This window comes from Burkholderia pyrrocinia, from assembly GCF_003330765.1.
Taxonomy (GTDB): Bacteria; Pseudomonadota; Gammaproteobacteria; order Burkholderiales; family Burkholderiaceae; genus Burkholderia; species Burkholderia pyrrocinia_B.
This window is the reverse complement of sequence record NZ_CP024902.1, coordinates 3,362,563-3,378,203: the sequence shown is the minus strand read 5'-3', so window position 1 is coordinate 3,378,203 and position 15,641 is coordinate 3,362,563. Positions and strand designations below refer to the sequence as shown.

Genomic DNA, 15,641 nt, shown 5'->3' with positions numbered 1-15,641 from the left:
GTGCGGCCGGCATGCGGCCGTCGCCGACCGCCGCCGGTCAGCGTTGCCCGTCAGCGCCGCGGCGTCCTGCGTCGCACCTCGCTGCGCAGCCAGTCGAGCCAGGTGCGGATCGCCGCTTCGTGCGGATGGCCGGGGCGCCACACGACGTAGTGCGCATACACGTCGGTCACGCGCACCGTCGATACGCGCACGAGCGTGCCGGCCGCGAGTTCGGGCTCGATCAGCGAGCGGCGCGCGAGTGCGACGCCGCGGCCTTGCAGCGTCGCGTCGATCAGCGCGTTCGCATCGGTGAAGCGCGGCGCGCGAGCGGATTCGGTGAGGTCGAGCCGCGCGGCCTGGAACCACGGTTCCCACGGCTGCGCGGGATGGCGCAGCAGCGTCGCGTGCACGAGATCGGCCGGCGCGCGCGGCGCGACGCCGTCGCGATTGCGGTACGCGGGGCTCGCAACCGGAAAGATCGTCTCGTTCATCAGCTTCTCGGCGACGACGCCCGGCCAGGTGCCGGGCCCGTAGCGCAGCGCGACGTCGATGCGGTCGCGCTTGCGCAGCGGCGCGAGCGCCACGTCCGGGTGCAGCGCGATCGCGATGTGCGGATGCGCGGCCGAGAAGCGCGGCAGGCGCGGCGCGAGCCAGCGCTCGGCGACGCTCGGCAGCACGCTGACGTTCAGCGTGACGTCGCCGGTGCGCGGGCGGCTGCGCACGGCGAGCGTCGGCTCGAATGCGCGTTCGAGCACGCTGAGGCCCTGGCGCACCTGCAGCGCGAGCGCGTGCGCGGCGTGCGTCGGGGTCGCGCCGTTGCGCTCGCGCGTGAAGAGCGGGTAGCCGAGCTGAGCCTCGAGTGCGCGGATGTGCTGGCTGACCGCGCCTTGCGTGAGCGCGAGTGCGTCGGCCGCGCGCGTGAAGCTCTGCAGCCGCACGGCGGTCTCGAACGCGCGCAATGTTTGCAGCGGAGGGAGGTGGATGCGTCGCATGCGGGTATTAGTAACACTAATGTCCGAGCACGACAATTCATCGTTTGCGGCGGCCGTCCGCGCGTTCCTACACTCGGTTCCGTCTTCCACAGCCCGGTCGGGCCACACCATCATGAACGCATATCGTCTCTATCTTTCGCCGGGCGCCTGCTCGCTTGCCGCCCACATCGCACTGGAGGAAACCGGTGCACCGTTCGACGTCGAGATCGTCTCCGTGCAGCAGCAGCAGAACCTCGAAGCGCGCTATCTCGAGATCAACGCGAAGGCGCGCGTGCCCGTGCTTGCGATTCCGGGCGAGCCGCGCGTGCTGACCGAAACGCCCGCGATCCTCACGTATCTCGCGCGCCGTTATCCGGACGCGCAATTGCTGCCGATCGGCGATCCGCTGCGTGAGGCGCGGTGCCACGAATGGCTCGCATGGCTGGTCGGCTGGGTGCATGGCGTCGGCTACGGCGCGCTGTGGCGGCCGGGACGCTTCATCGGCGATCCGGCCCTGCACGGTGCGGTCAGCGCGCACGGGCGCGGCGTGATCGACGCCGCGAACGCGTCGATCGAAGCCGCGCTCGCCGACGGCCGTAGGTGGGCCGAACCGGGCGCGCATTCGATCGTCGATCCGTTCCTGTTCGTGCTGTATCGCTGGGGTGTCGCGATCGGACTCGACATGACGCGGCATCCCGCGTGGAGCGCCCATGCGCAGCGCGAGGCCGAACGGCCGGCCGTGCGGCGCGCGCTGGCGCGCGAGGCTGCCTGACGGATGCGCGGGTGTCGTTGCGTCGGTGTGTACGTCGCGATGCCCGCATGCAACGCGCGGCCGCTAGCGCGCGGCGAACAGCGGATAAGTCGCGCCCGCGACCAGCGCGGCCGCGAGCCACACCACGCTCCACGAACTGACGGCGAGCAGCGGCGGAATCGCGAGCGGTGTCGCGAACAGCCCGAGGTAGACGATCGTGTTCGCCATCCCGAGCGCGGTGCCCGCGTGGTTCGCGCCCGCGAGCGTCGCGAGCTCCGTGTAGGCGACGCCGTGCCACGCCGAGACGCAGATGCCCGCGAACACGAGAATCGCGACGATCGCGGCGAGCGGCACGTGCGGGCTGCCGGCCGTCGCGGCCGCGAGCAGCGTGAACGAACCGGCCGCGACGAGCACCGAACCGCGCAGGTACGCGCGCCGGTTGCCGTGCCGGTCGGTATGGCGGCCGCTCCACACGCGCATCACCATCGCGCCGAGTTGCAGCACGACCATCGCCGCGCTGATGCCGGCGAGGCCGAGCCGGCCGAAGTCGTGCAGGAACACCGTCGCGAACGTGAGCACCGCGAACTGCGGCGCACACAGCGCGCCGATGCCGAGCACGATGCGCCACACGGGGCCGCTCGCGAGCGGCCCGCGGGCGTGCCGGGCGGGCTGCTGCGGCGCGACGGGGCGATGCGCGGCGACGTGCGCGACGGCCGGTGCGGCGGGCGGCTCGTGCAGCCAGCGCCAGGTCAGTGCGGCCGATCCTGCGCACAACAGCATCAGCGCGCCGAACACTGCCGCGAAGCCCAGATGTGACGCAAGCGACGGCAGCAGCGCCGCACCGACGCCGCCGCCGAGCGGCACGGCCGTCTGGCGGATGCTCATCGCCAGCCCGCGTTCGCGCTCGCCGAACCAGCGCATCACCGCGCGCCCGCTCGACCCGTTCACGCTGCCGCCGAGCAGGCCGACGCAGCACATCGCCGCGACGACGCGCATCAGCGGCGGCACCGCGTGCGCGGTCGGGACGATCGTGCACACCATCAGCACGAGCATCGCGGCCGTCGCGACGAGCCCGGTCAGCAGCACGCGGCGATCGCCGAAGCGGTCGGCGGCGATCCCCCACGGCAGCTCGGACAGCGCGACGCCGAAGCCGAGCGCGCCGAGCACGAGGCCGAGTGCGCCGTTGTCGAGGTGATAGGCCGTGCGCATCCACACGGCGGTGGTCGGAATGCCGGCCGCGGCGGCCGAAAAGCTCATGTTCGCGGCAACGCCGGCCGCCAGCACGCGCCAGCGATGGGCCGGGCCGCGTGCGTCGCGGACGGGCGAGGAGGGGGAAGCGATGCACGAGGTATCCATGACGGCAGGCCCGGTTGGAAATTGACATCCACAGTCTGGCGGCCTACATTCATCCTGAAAATCGGAAAGTTTTTGATGAATCGTTCGATAAAACGGGATGATTGACATGACCGGACAAGACATTCCGCGCGGCGGCGGCGAGTTGCTCGCGGTGGCCGATGCCGCGCTGGCCCGGCCCAACTTCGACGTGGCGGCGCTGCGCAGCCTTGTCGCAGGCGTGGATCTCGGCAGTTTTGCGAAGGCGGCCGACCGCGTCGCGCGCTCGTCGTCGGCGGTGAGCGCGCAGATCCGCAAGCTCGAGGAGCAGGCCGGCACGCCGCTGTTCGTGAAAGCGGGGCGCGGGCTCGCGCTGACCGATGCCGGCGACGCGATGCTGCGCTATGCGCGGCGGATCATCGAGCTGAACGACGAAGCGGCCGCGGCCGTGCGCGGCGTGAATCTCGACGGCTGGGTGCGGGTCGGGCTGCAGGAGGATTTCGGTGAGGCGATCCTGCCCGACGTGCTCGGGCGATTCGCGCGCGCGCATCCGCAGGTGAGGATCGAGGCGCGCGTGGCGCGCAATGCCGACCTGCTCGACCGGCTCGACGCGAACCAGCTCGATCTCGCGCTCGTGTGGGGCGACCCGGCATCGGCGGCGCTCGTGTCGCGGGCGGGGATCGACAGCGAGGCGATCGCGCAGGTGCCGATGCAATGGATCGGCGCGGTGGGCGCGGGCGGTTTCGGTATGCCGGACGGTGGCGGCGAGGAGGGCGCCGAAGGCGGTGCGTGCGACACGGGCGGACGTGCCGTGCGTGCGCCGGGCGAGCCGCTGCCGCTCGTCGTGTTCGACCGGCCGTGCCGGTTCTTCGGCGCGGCGACCGGCGCACTCGACCGCGCGGGCGTGCCGTGGCGCGTCGCGTTCACGACGCCGAGCCTCGCCGGGCTATGGGCGGCCGCGGCGGCCGGACTCGGGCTGACGGTGCGCTCGCACTACGGGCTGCCTGCGTCGGTGCGCGTGCTCGACGCGGCGTCGTTCGGGCTGCCGGAACTGCCGGGCCTGCCGCTGATCCTGCTGCGGCGCACGTCGTCGGCAACGCCGACGGTCGACCGGCTCGCGCGGATCGTGACGCAGGCGGTGCGGGAGGCGACGGGCGGGGTGGGGACGGCGCTCGCGGCGTGATGCGCCGCCGAGATCCGGCTTGGCATCCCCCGTTCGGCTGAATGGATCATCCGGGCGGACTTGACTACAGTGGTGGCATTCAAAGCGGAGGTCATCATGCAACGCGCAAACATCCCCGGCACCACGGCCCATCCATCGCAACAAGTCGACGTTTCGATTTCCGGCGAGGAAGTCGCGATCCCGAACCCGGCAGCATCCGGGGATCGCTCCATATCCGTCAAACGGCCCGTTCGGTTCGGCGTCCTGCAAGGTCAGGTCCGGATTGCGGACGACTTCGACGCACCGCTGCCCGACGACTTGCTGGCTGCTTTCGAAGGGCGCTGATGCGGTTGTTGCTCGATACGCACATCTTCTTGTGGAGCGTAACCAACGACCCGAAGCTCAGCGCCCGAGCGCGCAGACTGATCTCGGATGCCGACGAGCGGTTCGTCAGCAGCGCGAGTATCTGGGAAGCCGCCATCAAGGCCGGCTTGGGGAAGCTCGATGTCGATGTGGATCGGCTGGTCCGCGCGCTTCGGGCGAGCGGGTTCCGCGAACTGCCGGTCCGGGCCGTACACGGGGCAGCCGTGCGCAACTTGCCGAGCCATCATCGCGACCCATTCGATCGGCTGCTCGTTGCGCAGGCCCAGCATGAACCCCTGCAGCTCGTCACTGCCGATGGGCATCTTGCCCGGTACGGCATGTCTCTAGTTCTGACAGTCTGAAACAATCTGCCAGGCGGGAAGCCGGCGGTCGCCGGCCCCCAATGCATGACGGGCCGTTCATGCAGCAGCAGCGTGCGGTTCGATTTCCTCGAGCGCCGCGCAGAGCCTGCCCAACCTCTCCCGCAACCCGTCGCTCGCCGGCACGAACGGCAACCGCAACCCGTCCTCGCACCACCCTTGCGCGGCCAGCAAGGCCTTCACCGGTGCCGGGTTCGGTTCCGCGAACAGCGCCGCGACGAGCGGCTGCAGTGCGACCGACAGGCGCCGCGCATCGGCGAGCCGCCCGTCGCGCAGCAGCGCATGGATACGCACATGCCATTCGGGCAGCACGTGCGCGCTGCTCGCGATCGCGCCGTGCGCACCGGCGCACAGCGCCGCGAAGTTCTGGTTGTCGTCGCCGGAGAAGATCGCGAGCGGCGTGTCGTGCACGAGCCGGCTCATCCGGTCGAGCGTGCCGCCGCATTCCTTGATGCCCGCGACGCGCGGGTCGCGCGCGAGCGCCTGCAGCGTGTCGAGTTCGACGTTCACGCCGGTGCGGTACGGGATGTTGTAGACGAGCACCGGCAGGTCGGCCGCATCGACGATCGCCTCGACATGGCGGCGGATGCCGTCCTGTGTCGGCCGCACGTAGACGGGCGGCGTGACGAGCAGCCCGTCGGGCCGCAGCGTCGCGAGTTCGCGTGCGCGGGCGGCCGCGAAATGCGTCGCGCTCGCGGTCAGCCCGACGACGATCGGCAGCCCGGGCGCGGCGTCGCGCAGCGTCGCGAACACGGCGTCCTGTTCGCGCGCGTCGAGCAGTACGCCTTCACCGGTCGTCGCGCCCGCGACGAAGCCCGCGATGCCCGCGGCCGCATAGTGGCGCGCGAGCCGCGCGAGCGCCGCATGGTCGACTTCGCCGTGGTGGAACGGCGTGATGATCGGCAGCCAGATACCTTCGAAACGTGTGTGCATGCAAAGCCTCATGGTGGAAACGGAGTGGGAAGGAACCGTTCCGCCGGCGGTGTGCCGGAACGAGGCGTGCGAGCGAGGAGAAAGAAACGACCTGCGGGCATCCCGTCCGGCATTCGCCTGACGGGACGCGACGTCCCCGTCAGTCGAGGAGTCGTTTTTTCAGTTTCAGCCCGGCCGCGCGCGCACCTGCCGCGATGGCGGCGAGGATCGAGGACGAGCGCAGGGCAGCGGACATGGATGAATCGTGAAGTGGGCTGAGCGGCGATCTTAACATCTGATCGGACGCGCGCGCGAGCGTCGGCCGCCGTTTAGCAGGATTCGAGATTTGCTTTCCACGACTGATTGGAAGGCGCGCCGCGCACGGCCGCTAGAATGCCCGCTTACGTTTCGATGACAGCGCGTACGCGTGCCGTCACGCACATTCACCACCACGGGAAACGGGGCATATCACGATGGCAAGCATGAAGGGGATCGGCCGCTGGCTGCACACGGGCGCGGCGGCGGCGCTGGTCGTGGCGGCGACGGCTGCCCACGCGGACACGTCGATCCTGAACGTGTCGTACGACGTGACGCGCGAGCTGTACAAGGACATCAACACGCGCTTCGCTGCCGCCTACAAGCAGAAGGCCGGCGAGACGGTCGCGATCAAGCAGTCGCACGGCGCGTCGAGCGCGCAGGCGTTGTCGGTGCTGCAGGGACTGCAGGCCGACGTCGTGACGATGAACCAGCCGAACGACATCGACCTGCTCGCCGAGCGCGGCCAGCTGCTGCCGAAGGACTGGCGTGCGCGCTTCCCGGACAACAGCTCGCCGTATTCGACGACGATGGTGTTCCTCGTGCGCAAGGGCAACCCGAAGGCGATCAAGGACTGGGGCGATCTCGCGAAGCCGGGCGTCCAGGTGATCATCGCGAACCCGAAGACGTCGGGCAACGGCCGCTACGCGTATCTCGCCGCCTGGGGCTTCCAGAAGCAGAAGGGCGCAACCGACCAGCAGGCGCTCGACTTCGAGAAGGCGATCTTCCGCAACGTGCCGGTGCTCGACTCGGGCGGCCGCGGCGCCACGACGACCTTCACGCAGCGCGGCATCGGCGACGTGCTGGTCACGTTCGAGAACGAAGTCGCGCTGATGGACACGGGCGCGTCGGGCGCGCAGTTCGACGCCGTGTATCCGTCGGCGAGCATCCTCGCGGAGCCGCCCGTCGCCGTCGTCGACAAGGTCGTCGACAAGAAAGGCACGCGCAAGGTCGCGCAGGCGTATCTCGACTACCTGTACACGCCGGAAGCGCAGGAGATCATTGCGCAGCACCATCTGCGCCCGCGCGACGCGAACGTGCTGAAGAAGCATGCAGCCGAGTTCAAGCCGCTGAAGACGTTCAGCGTCGAGCAGGTCTTCGGCAGCTGGGCGAACGCGCAGAAGACCCATTTCGCCGACGGCGGCACGTTCGACCAGGTGATCGTCGACCGGAAGTGACCGCGGCGCGCAGCGCGCGTGTTCGCACATGACGATGCAGCCGGCCGCCCACGCGGCCGGTTTTTTTTGACGCCGCGCGGCTGCGCGCATCCGGCGGCGAGGCGGATTTCCGTTCCGAATCGGCACGCATTCCCGGCCGCCGCCGCGCGTGCTACGCTCATCGCCTCCCTGCAACAGGCCCCGCGCGATGAACGTCGATTCGCCCTCCCCATCCTCCCGCGGCCGTGGCCGCAAGATCTGGTCGGGCACCCGCCCGGTGATCGCCTACGGGATGCCGCCGCTCGGCTGGCGCGACTTCTATCACCGCGCGCTGACGGTGAGCTGGCCTGTGTTCTTCCTGTCGCTCGCGGTGCTGTTCCTGCTGCTCAACGGCGGCTTCGCGACGCTTTACCTCCTCGGCCAGGCGCCGATCGCGAACCAGTCGCCGGCCGGGTTCGGCGGCGCGTTCTTCTTCAGCGTGGAGACACTCGCGACCGTCGGCTACGGTGACATGCATCCGCAGACCATGTATGCGCACCTGGTCGCGACGTTCGAGATCTTCGTCGGGATGTCGAGCATCGCGCTGGCCACGGGGCTCGTGTTCGCACGGTTTTCCCGGCCGCAGGCGAAGATCCTGTTCGCGCGCCATGCGATCGTGCGGCCGCTGAACGGCCGGATGACGCTGATGGTGCGCGCTGCGAATGCACGCCAGAACGTGATTGCCGAGGCGCAGGCGAAATTGCGGATGATGCGCATCGAAGGCACGCACGAGGGCTACACGCTGCGCAAGATCCACGACCTGCCGCTGGTGCGCAGCGAACATCCGATCTTCCTGCTCGGCTGGAACCTGATGCACGTGATCGACGAATCGAGCCCGCTGTTCGGCGAGACGGCCGAATCGCTGGCCGCGCGCGACGCGTCGTTGCTGATCACGATCGAGGGCTCGGACGAGACGACCGCGCAGGTCATGCAGGCGCGTCACTCATGGGCGCATGGGGAGATCCGCTGGCGTCACCGCTATGTCGACCTGATGCACGAGGAGGACGGCATCACGCACATCGACTACACGCATTTTCACGAGGTCGTGCCGGTCGACGCCGACACCGACGAGCGCGGCTCGCCGGGCGTGGTGGTCGAAGCCGGCGCCGCGGCGCCGGGCCCGGCCGCATAGATGAGCTCGCCGCGCGGCGTGCGCCTTCGGCCGGCGGCGCCGCTCACGCATCACGCGTGCAGCAGACGCGCGGCTTCGCGCTGTTCGATCGCGACCGCGCGGCGGAACGCGTCGCGGTCCTCGGCTCGCGCGACGTAGTCGCCGAGCACGCCTTCGTGCGGCAGCAGGTGCGCGTCGAACGCGATCTTCAGCGTGCTGGCGAGCAGCAGGTCGGCCGCGGTGAAGCGGTCGCCGACGAGCCAGGGGTTATGGGCGAGCGTTTGCGCGAGCGCGCGCTGCACGCGCGTGATGTTGCCCCAGCCGAACGCGACCGGATTGCCCGACGCGCCCGTGAATTTCTCGGCCATTGCCGGTTCGAGGCAGGTCGGCGTGAAGAACAGCCATTGGAGGAAACGGCCGCGCAGCGGATCGTCGGGCGCGACGCCAAGCCCGGCGCCCGGGCAACGGTCGGCGAGATAGAGCAGTACGGCGCCCGATTCGGCGAATGGCGCGCTGCCGTCGTCGAGTGCGGGCAGCTTGGCCATCGGGTTGACCTGCACGAACGCGTCGCTGCCCTGTTCGTGCGAGCGCAGGTCGATCGGCACGAGTTCGTACACCACGCCGATTTCCTCGAGCATCCACAACGCCCGGAATGCCCGGGTCTTCGGCCAGTAGTAGAGCTTCATCAGAGTCTCCGCGTTTGGGTGCAGATGTCGGTCCGGTGGATGCTCAAGCGTACCCGAGCGCGGGAGGTTCGGACAGGGGCGGCCGACAAGGGGCGCCCGGCTGCGCGTGTCTGGTCCAAGGTGTTGTGTGTCGGGCGTGAATCGAGCAGAAAGCCTGCCGTTATAGGAAAGTCAATGAATAACTAGTTATATTTAGACTAGTTATTAAAATTGATGAAAACCTCGGTGTAAATCGGCATGACTACAATGCCTCGCCGATGCCGCAGCACCCGCGCACGCGACAACGCGACAACGCGACAACGCGACAACGCGACAACGCGACAACGCGACAACGCGAGCATTCGGCCGCGATCGCCGGCGCGTCGCGAAACGCGGGAATCGTCAAACACGGCGCTGCCGTCACGCACCAACCGCCGGTTCGACCGCGCATGGAGGCAAATCACGCATGGCAAACGACGATCGCACCACGACCATTCCGCGAAGAACGCCCGAATCCGCGGCCATGGTGGCCGAGGTCAAGCGAGCGATGGCGATCACCGCGAGGCTCAACCGTCTGACGTTCGACGATGCCGCTGAAGTTCGCGCGTTGTTCAGCGAACTGATCGGCGCGCAGGTGGATGACGGCTTCCTGCTGATCCCGCCGTTCCATGCGACGGGCGGCGCCGGCATGAAGGTCGGACGCAACGTGTTCGTCAACCAGAACTGCACGTTCTACGACCTGGGCGGGCTCGAGATCGGCGACGACGCGATGATCGGGCCGAACGTCAGCCTCATCACGTCAGGCCATCCCGTCGAACCTTCCCGGCGGCGCGACTTCGTCGTCGCGAAGCCGATCGTGATCGAACGGAACGTGTGGATCGGCGCCGGCGCGACGATCATCGGCGGCGTGACGGTGGGCGAGAACTCGGTTGTCGCGGCCGGGGCCGTCGTCACCCGGGACGTCCCCGCGAATACGCTGGTCGGCGGCAATCCGGCGACGGTCATTCGGTCGATTGCCGAATAACGTCGCTCGGGAGCGCGGGCCGGCTCGAAGAGGTGGAGCCGGACAGATGTGGATAACCCACCCTCAAGGCGACTCGAAACGCTGTGCGTTTGAGCGGTGAGGGTGCCGTAGAGGCTGTCAGGATAAGGCTTTCCGGTTATCGCGCGATTGCTGCGGGTTGATGTGCGGAACGGTTCTGCCGATGTGCGGGCGAAGGTTTCTTCGCGCGATCCGTTGTGGATATCCGCGCACCGAAACGGCTCGGCGCCCTGTGCATTTCACAGGTGAGAATGACCGGAGGTCGCGTCGTGCATGAGAAGGGTTGTGGATAACTCGCCCACGAGACGAAGCGAAATGCTGTGAAATTCCACGGTGAGTGTCGGCGCTCGATCACGCGATGCGCTTGTTCCGGCGCGGTTTCCCGACTTTTGCCGTGGTTCGGGGCGCCGCGCATTCTAGCCGACCGCGCGCATGCGTGACAGAACCGCGAGTGCGCCGCGACGTGATTATCCGGTTCCGGAAGCCACTCGAAGGGCTGTGCATTTTAACGGTGAGCGCAGGTGCGTGGCCCGCAACATGCAGATTTCGCTGCGCATATCCGCGTTCCCGAGCGACTCGAAGCGCTGTGCAATTCAATGGTGAGTGCGAGCACGCAACCGGCGGGCAACCCGTTCAGATGTTGCCATTCGGCCGACGTCGCCGTCGGACACGCCGTGCATGTCAGGCTCGGGCGTGGGCACGCGACCGGCGGGCAACCCGTTCAGATGTTGCCATTCGGCCGACGTCGCTGTCTGACGTGCCGTGCATGTCAGGCTCGGGCGTGGGCACGCGACCGGCGGGCAACCCGTTCAGATGTTGCCATTCGGCCGACGTCGCTGTCTGACGTGCCGTGCATGTCAGGCTCGGGCGGCGAGCAAGCGATCGAGGGCCGCGCGGGTTCCCGTGTGGATATCTGGCTGCCTGAACGACTCGCGTCACTGTGTATTTTGGAGGTGAGTGTCGGCGCCCGATCGGACGGCGTGCGGCTACAGGCATGGATGACCGGTCGTCGGTACCCTTCGAAACGCGCATCCGCCATCGAGCGGCGGATGCTCGTCCATGTGGATATCCGGCTCCCCAGGCCACTCGAAGCCCTGTGTATTTCAGCGGTGAGTGCGAGCCTGCGATTGCGCAGCATGCGTGTTCCGGCGCGGATATCCGGCCGGCGAGCGCACTCGCGATCCTGTGTATTCGAATGGTGAGTGTGAGCGGCGGACCGACGAAGTGCGTCGGTCCCGGTGTGGATATCCTGCGTCGAAACCCACTCGACGCGCTGTGAATTTCAACGGTGAGCGTCGGCGCCCGGGCGAACCGAGTACCGATAACGGTGTGGACAGCCCGGCCCCAACGCCACTCGAAACTCTGTGCATTCGACCGGTGAGCGCGCAAGCCCGATCGGCCGAGGGGCGCGACATTGTGGACATCCGTCGCCGCCGACCAATCGGAACGCTGTGTATACCAACGGTGAGGATGACCGCCTGCCGCCGCCGAAACCCTTGTCACACGGGGCGCGAGCGCGCGCCGTCACGCCGGCGGGTTGCCGTCGGACGCGCCCCGGCCTTTTCGGCAAACCAGCCGACCGTCCCGACGCCCCGCCAATCCCGCTCCCACTGCGCGCGCGAAAACTCTCTCAAATCCCGGTAAAAAGCTGCGCAGTTTTTCTCACTGTGGACCCTTCCGAGCAAGATGAGAAAAAACATTCTCGTCTGCGCGCGAAAAAATAGAGCCATTCGCTGCCGGCGCCCACGCGTCGCCCGACGCCTTGCCGCGCAGCCCAGAACAGCATAATCAGGAGACACTCCCCATGACCGCCCGCTTGCCTGTCGACGGCACGCCTGCCCTGTCCGACTACCGCCTGACCGACAACCTGACCGCGACGCGCGGCCGGATCTTCCTGACCGGCACGCAGGCGCTCGTCCGCCTGCTGCTGATGCAGCGTGCGGCCGACGTCGAACAAGGGCTCGACACCGCCGGCTTCGTCAGCGGCTATCGCGGCTCGCCGCTCGGCATGGTTGACCAGCAGTTGTGGAAGGCGCAGAAACTGCTCGATGCGGGCGGCGTGCGCTTCCTGCCTGCGATCAACGAGGAACTCGGCGGCACGGCCGTGCTCGGCACGCAGCGCGTCGAGGCCGATCCCGAGCGCACGGTCGAGGGCGTGTATGCGATGTGGTACGGCAAGGGCCCGGGCGTCGATCGTGCCGGCGACGCGCTGAAGCACGGCAACGCGTACGGTTCGTCGCCGCATGGCGGCGTGCTCGTCGTCGCGGGCGACGACCATGGCTGCGTGTCGTCGTCGATGCCGCACCAGAGCGACTTCGCGATGATCGCGTGGCACATGCCGGTCGTGAACCCGGCGAACATCGCCGACATGCTCGAATTCGGCCTGTACGGCTGGGCGCTGTCGCGCTACTCGGGCGCCTGGGTCGGCTTCAAGGCGATTTCGGAAACGGTCGAGTCGGGCTCGACCGTCGACCTCGACGCGCTGCAGACGCAGTGGCCGGCGCCGGCGGGCTTCACGCCGCCGACGGGCGGCCTGCACAACCGCTGGCCCGACCTGCCGAGCCTCACGATCGAGGCGCGCCTCGCCGCGAAGCTCGACGCGGTGCGCCATTTCGCGCGCACCAACAGCATCGACAAGTGGATCGCGCCGAGTGCGCAGGCGAACGTCGGCATCGTCACCTGCGGCAAGGCGCACCTCGACCTGATGGAAGCGCTGCGCCGTCTCGACCTGACGGTGGCCGACCTCGACGCGGCCGGCGTGCGGATCTACAAGGTCGGCCTGTCGTATCCGCTCGAGATGACACGTATCGAGACCTTCATCGACGGGCTGTCGGAAGTGCTCGTGATCGAGGAAAAAGGCCCGGTCATCGAGCAGCAGATCAAGGACTACCTGTACAACCGCACCGACGGCGCGCGCCCGCGCGTGCTCGGCAAGCACGACGCAGCCGGCGCATGCCTGCTGTCCGAACTCGGCGAACTGCGCCCGTCGCGCATCCTGCCGGTGTTCGCCGAATGGCTCGCGCGGCACAAGCCGGCGCTCGACCGCCGCGAACGCGTCGTCGATCTGGTCGCGCCGCAGATCCTGTCGAACGAGGCCGACGCGGTGAAGCGCACGCCGTACTTCTGCTCGGGCTGTCCGCACAACACGTCGACGAAGGTGCCGGAAGGCTCGATCGCGCAGGCCGGCATCGGCTGCCACTTCATGGCGTCGTGGATGGAGCGCGACACGACGGGGCTGATCCAGATGGGCGGCGAGGGCGTCGACTGGGCCGCGCACGCGATGTTCACCAACACGAAGCACGTGTTCCAGAACCTCGGCGACGGCACCTACTTCCACTCGGGCATCCTCGCGATCCGCCAGGCGGTCGCCGCGAAAGCGAACATCACGTACAAGATCCTCTACAACGATGCGGTCGCGATGACGGGCGGCCAGCCGGTCGACGGCAGCATCTCGGTGCCGCAGATCGCGCGGCAGGTCGAGGCGGAAGGCGTGTCGCGCTTCGTCGTCGTATCCGACGAACCGGAGAAGTACGACGGCCATCACGGGCAGTTCCCGAAGGGCACGACGTTCCATCACCGCAGCGAGCTCGACACGGTGCAGCGCGAATTGCGCGAGACGCCGGGCGTCACCGTGCTGATCTACGACCAGACCTGCGCGGCCGAGAAGCGCCGCCGCCGCAAGAAGGGCGAATTCCCCGACCCGGACAAGCGCCTGTTCATCAACGACGCGGTATGCGAAGGCTGCGGCGACTGCGGCGTGCAGTCGAACTGCCTGTCGGTCGAGCCGCTCGAGACGCCGCTCGGCCGCAAGCGCCGCATCGACCAGTCGTCGTGCAACAAGGACTATTCGTGCGTGAACGGCTTCTGCCCGAGCTTCGTGACGGTCGAAGGCGCGGCGCTGAAGAAGGCCGCGGGCGCCGCATTTGACGAAGCGGCGCTCGCCGTGCGCGTCGACGCGCTGCCGGTGCCGGCGACGCACCTCGATGCGGCGCCGTTCGACATGCTCGTGACGGGCGTCGGCGGCACGGGCGTCGTGACGGTCGGCGCGCTGATCAGCATGGCCGCGCACCTCGAAGGCAAGAGCGCGTCGGTGCTCGACTTCATGGGCTTCGCGCAGAAGGGCGGCTCGGTGCTGTCGTTCGTGCGGATCGCCGCGAGCGACCAATGGCTGAACCAGGTGCGGATCGACACGCAGCAGGCCGACGTGCTGCTCGCGTGCGACATGGTCGTCGGCGCGAGTGCCGAAGCATTGCAGACGGTGCGTCACGAGCGTTCGCGGATCGTCGTCAACACGCACCGGATCCCGAACGCGTCGTTCGTGCAGAACCCCGACGCGAACCTGCATGCGGACGCGCTGCTCGAAAAGATGCATCACGCGGCCGGCGACGGCTACCTGTCGAGCTGCGACGCGCAGGCGCTCGCCGCGAAGTTCCTCGGCGACCCGATCGGCGCGAACATCCTGATGCTCGGCTACGCGTGGCAGCTCGGCCTCGTGCCGGTGTCGCTCGCCGCGATGATGCGTGCGATCGAGCTGAACAACGTCGCGGTGCCGATGAACAAGCTCGCGTTCTCGATCGGCCGGATGGCGGCCGGCGATGCGGCGGGCCTCGATGCGTTGTGGAACGCGCGTCACGCGGTGGCTGCGCACGTCGCGCCGGAGACGCTCGCCGAACTGATCGCCGATCGCGAAGCGCGTCTCGATGCGTACGGCGGCGCGCGCTACGTCGAGCGCTACCGTGCGCTCGTGAACGCGGCGCGCGCGAAGGGCGACGACGCGCTGACGCGCGCGGTCGCGACGACCTTCTACCGGCTGCTCGCGGTGAAGGACGAATACGAGGTCGCGCGGCTTTACGCGGACGACGCATTCCGCACGGCGCTCGAGGCGCAGTTCGAAGGCGTGCCGGGGCAAGCGTATCGCGTGAAGTTCAACCTCGCGCCGCCGACGGTCGCGAAGGCCGGCAGCGACGGCAGCGTGCCGAAGAAGCGCGTGTTCGGCCAGTGGATGTGGCCGGTGTTCGGCGTGCTCGCGCGCGTGCGCAGCCTGCGCGGCACGTGGCTCGATCCGTTCGGCCGCACCGTCGAGCGGAAGATGGAGCGCGCGCTTGCCGACGACTATGAGACGACGCTCGCGCGTGCGCTTGCCGCGATGACGGCCGGCAATGCGGCGCAGGTCGCGCAGCTGGCCGACCTGCACGCCCGCGTGCGCGGCTTCGGTCACGTGAAGGTGCGCAACCTGGCCGGCGTGAAGCGCGCGGAGCGCGAACTCGCGCTGCAGCTCGGCATCGACGCGGCGACGAGCGCGTCCGTGCAGCACGCGCTCGACGAGATGAAGGGCGCGGGAATGCTGAAGGGGATTCCGGTCGTCGTCGCGAAGTAGCGCGAACGCGGGCGGAGGTGAAGACGGCGACGCTTCGGCGTCGCCGTTTTTTATGGGCGGTGGCGCGCGGGCAGCGGCCGGCCCG

Annotated in this window: 12 protein-coding genes; 8 read left to right on the top strand and 4 right to left on the bottom strand. The window is 68.6% G+C overall.

Annotated features, from left to right (window positions below):
• Window positions 1-50: 50 nt before the first annotated feature.
• Window positions 51-971 carry a LysR substrate-binding domain-containing protein gene (locus tag CUJ89_RS16345; protein ID WP_114178228.1) on the bottom strand — a complete coding sequence of 307 codons (921 nt, stop codon included), beginning with the start codon at window positions 969-971 and terminating at the stop codon, window positions 51-53.
• Between the two features lie 112 nt (window positions 972-1,083).
• On the opposite strand from CUJ89_RS16345, the gene CUJ89_RS16340 reads away from it, so the two are divergent.
• The gene (locus tag CUJ89_RS16340) at window positions 1,084-1,722 is read left to right on the top strand and encodes a glutathione S-transferase family protein (protein ID WP_114178227.1); all 639 of its coding nucleotides are present in this window, start codon (window positions 1,084-1,086) and stop codon (window positions 1,720-1,722) included.
• A gap of 63 nt (window positions 1,723-1,785) precedes the next feature.
• On the opposite strand, the gene CUJ89_RS16335 is transcribed toward CUJ89_RS16340, so the two are convergent.
• Complete coding sequence (locus CUJ89_RS16335; RefSeq protein WP_114178226.1) at window positions 1,786-3,057, bottom strand: MFS transporter; 1,272 nt, start codon at window positions 3,055-3,057, stop codon at window positions 1,786-1,788.
• A gap of 106 nt (window positions 3,058-3,163) precedes the next feature.
• Between CUJ89_RS16335 and CUJ89_RS16330 the strand changes: the two genes are divergently transcribed.
• From CUJ89_RS16330 to CUJ89_RS16320, 3 genes are all read left to right on the top strand, one after another.
• On the top strand, window positions 3,164-4,216 hold the full coding sequence (locus CUJ89_RS16330) for a LysR substrate-binding domain-containing protein (RefSeq protein ID WP_114178648.1): 1,053 nt from the start codon (window positions 3,164-3,166) through the stop codon (window positions 4,214-4,216).
• A 96-nt stretch (window positions 4,217-4,312) separates the two neighbouring features.
• The gene (locus CUJ89_RS16325; protein ID WP_114178647.1) at window positions 4,313-4,540 is read left to right on the top strand and encodes a hypothetical protein; all 228 of its coding nucleotides are present in this window, start codon (window positions 4,313-4,315) and stop codon (window positions 4,538-4,540) included.
• Window positions 4,540-4,920 carry a type II toxin-antitoxin system VapC family toxin gene (locus CUJ89_RS16320; RefSeq protein WP_114178225.1) on the top strand — a complete coding sequence of 127 codons (381 nt, stop codon included), beginning with the start codon at window positions 4,540-4,542 and terminating at the stop codon, window positions 4,918-4,920. Before CUJ89_RS16325 ends, CUJ89_RS16320 begins: the two co-directional genes overlap by 1 nt.
• Before the next feature lie 57 nt (window positions 4,921-4,977).
• Here CUJ89_RS16320 and dapA read toward each other — a convergent pair whose 3' ends face one another.
• Complete coding sequence (dapA, locus tag CUJ89_RS16315; RefSeq protein ID WP_114178224.1) at window positions 4,978-5,871, bottom strand: 4-hydroxy-tetrahydrodipicolinate synthase; 894 nt, start codon at window positions 5,869-5,871, stop codon at window positions 4,978-4,980.
• A 452-nt stretch (window positions 5,872-6,323) separates the two neighbouring features.
• On the opposite strand from dapA, the gene CUJ89_RS16305 reads away from it, so the two are divergent.
• On the top strand, window positions 6,324-7,343 hold the full coding sequence (locus CUJ89_RS16305; RefSeq protein ID WP_114178223.1) for a sulfate ABC transporter substrate-binding protein: 1,020 nt from the start codon (window positions 6,324-6,326) through the stop codon (window positions 7,341-7,343).
• Between the two features lie 187 nt (window positions 7,344-7,530).
• Window positions 7,531-8,493 carry an ion channel gene (locus tag CUJ89_RS16300; protein ID WP_114178222.1) on the top strand — a complete coding sequence of 321 codons (963 nt, stop codon included), beginning with the start codon at window positions 7,531-7,533 and terminating at the stop codon, window positions 8,491-8,493.
• 50 nt (window positions 8,494-8,543) lie between these two features.
• Here CUJ89_RS16300 and CUJ89_RS16295 read toward each other — a convergent pair whose 3' ends face one another.
• Window positions 8,544-9,158, bottom strand: a complete 615-nt coding sequence (locus CUJ89_RS16295; RefSeq protein WP_114178221.1) for a glutathione S-transferase family protein — start codon at window positions 9,156-9,158, stop codon at window positions 8,544-8,546.
• Between the two features lie 445 nt (window positions 9,159-9,603).
• Here CUJ89_RS16295 and CUJ89_RS16285 point away from each other — a divergent pair, with 445 nt between their 5' ends.
• Together CUJ89_RS16285 and CUJ89_RS16280 are read left to right on the top strand one after the other, a co-directional pair.
• Complete coding sequence (locus CUJ89_RS16285; RefSeq protein WP_114178219.1) at window positions 9,604-10,161, top strand: sugar O-acetyltransferase; 558 nt, start codon at window positions 9,604-9,606, stop codon at window positions 10,159-10,161.
• A 1,822-nt stretch (window positions 10,162-11,983) separates the two neighbouring features.
• On the top strand, window positions 11,984-15,556 hold the full coding sequence (locus CUJ89_RS16280; RefSeq protein ID WP_114178218.1) for an indolepyruvate ferredoxin oxidoreductase family protein: 3,573 nt from the start codon (window positions 11,984-11,986) through the stop codon (window positions 15,554-15,556).
• Window positions 15,557-15,641 lie beyond the last annotated feature (85 nt).

Coding starts and splice junctions, on each gene's coding strand:
- CUJ89_RS16280 (WP_114178218.1), top strand. CDS start 11,984: ATGACCGCCCGCTTGCCTGTCGACGGCACGCCTGCCCTGTCCGACTAC.
- CUJ89_RS16320 (WP_114178225.1), top strand. CDS start 4,540: ATGCGGTTGTTGCTCGATACGCACATCTTCTTGTGGAGCGTAACCAAC.
- CUJ89_RS16325 (WP_114178647.1), top strand. CDS start 4,313: ATGCAACGCGCAAACATCCCCGGCACCACGGCCCATCCATCGCAACAA.
- CUJ89_RS16295 (WP_114178221.1), bottom strand. CDS start 9,158: ATGAAGCTCTACTACTGGCCGAAGACCCGGGCATTCCGGGCGTTGTGG.
- dapA (WP_114178224.1), bottom strand. CDS start 5,871: ATGCACACACGTTTCGAAGGTATCTGGCTGCCGATCATCACGCCGTTC.
- CUJ89_RS16330 (WP_114178648.1), top strand. CDS start 3,164: ATGACCGGACAAGACATTCCGCGCGGCGGCGGCGAGTTGCTCGCGGTG.
- CUJ89_RS16340 (WP_114178227.1), top strand. CDS start 1,084: ATGAACGCATATCGTCTCTATCTTTCGCCGGGCGCCTGCTCGCTTGCC.
- CUJ89_RS16335 (WP_114178226.1), bottom strand. CDS start 3,057: ATGGATACCTCGTGCATCGCTTCCCCCTCCTCGCCCGTCCGCGACGCA.
- CUJ89_RS16345 (WP_114178228.1), bottom strand. CDS start 971: ATGCGACGCATCCACCTCCCTCCGCTGCAAACATTGCGCGCGTTCGAG.
- CUJ89_RS16305 (WP_114178223.1), top strand. CDS start 6,324: ATGGCAAGCATGAAGGGGATCGGCCGCTGGCTGCACACGGGCGCGGCG.
- CUJ89_RS16285 (WP_114178219.1), top strand. CDS start 9,604: ATGGCAAACGACGATCGCACCACGACCATTCCGCGAAGAACGCCCGAA.
- CUJ89_RS16300 (WP_114178222.1), top strand. CDS start 7,531: ATGAACGTCGATTCGCCCTCCCCATCCTCCCGCGGCCGTGGCCGCAAG.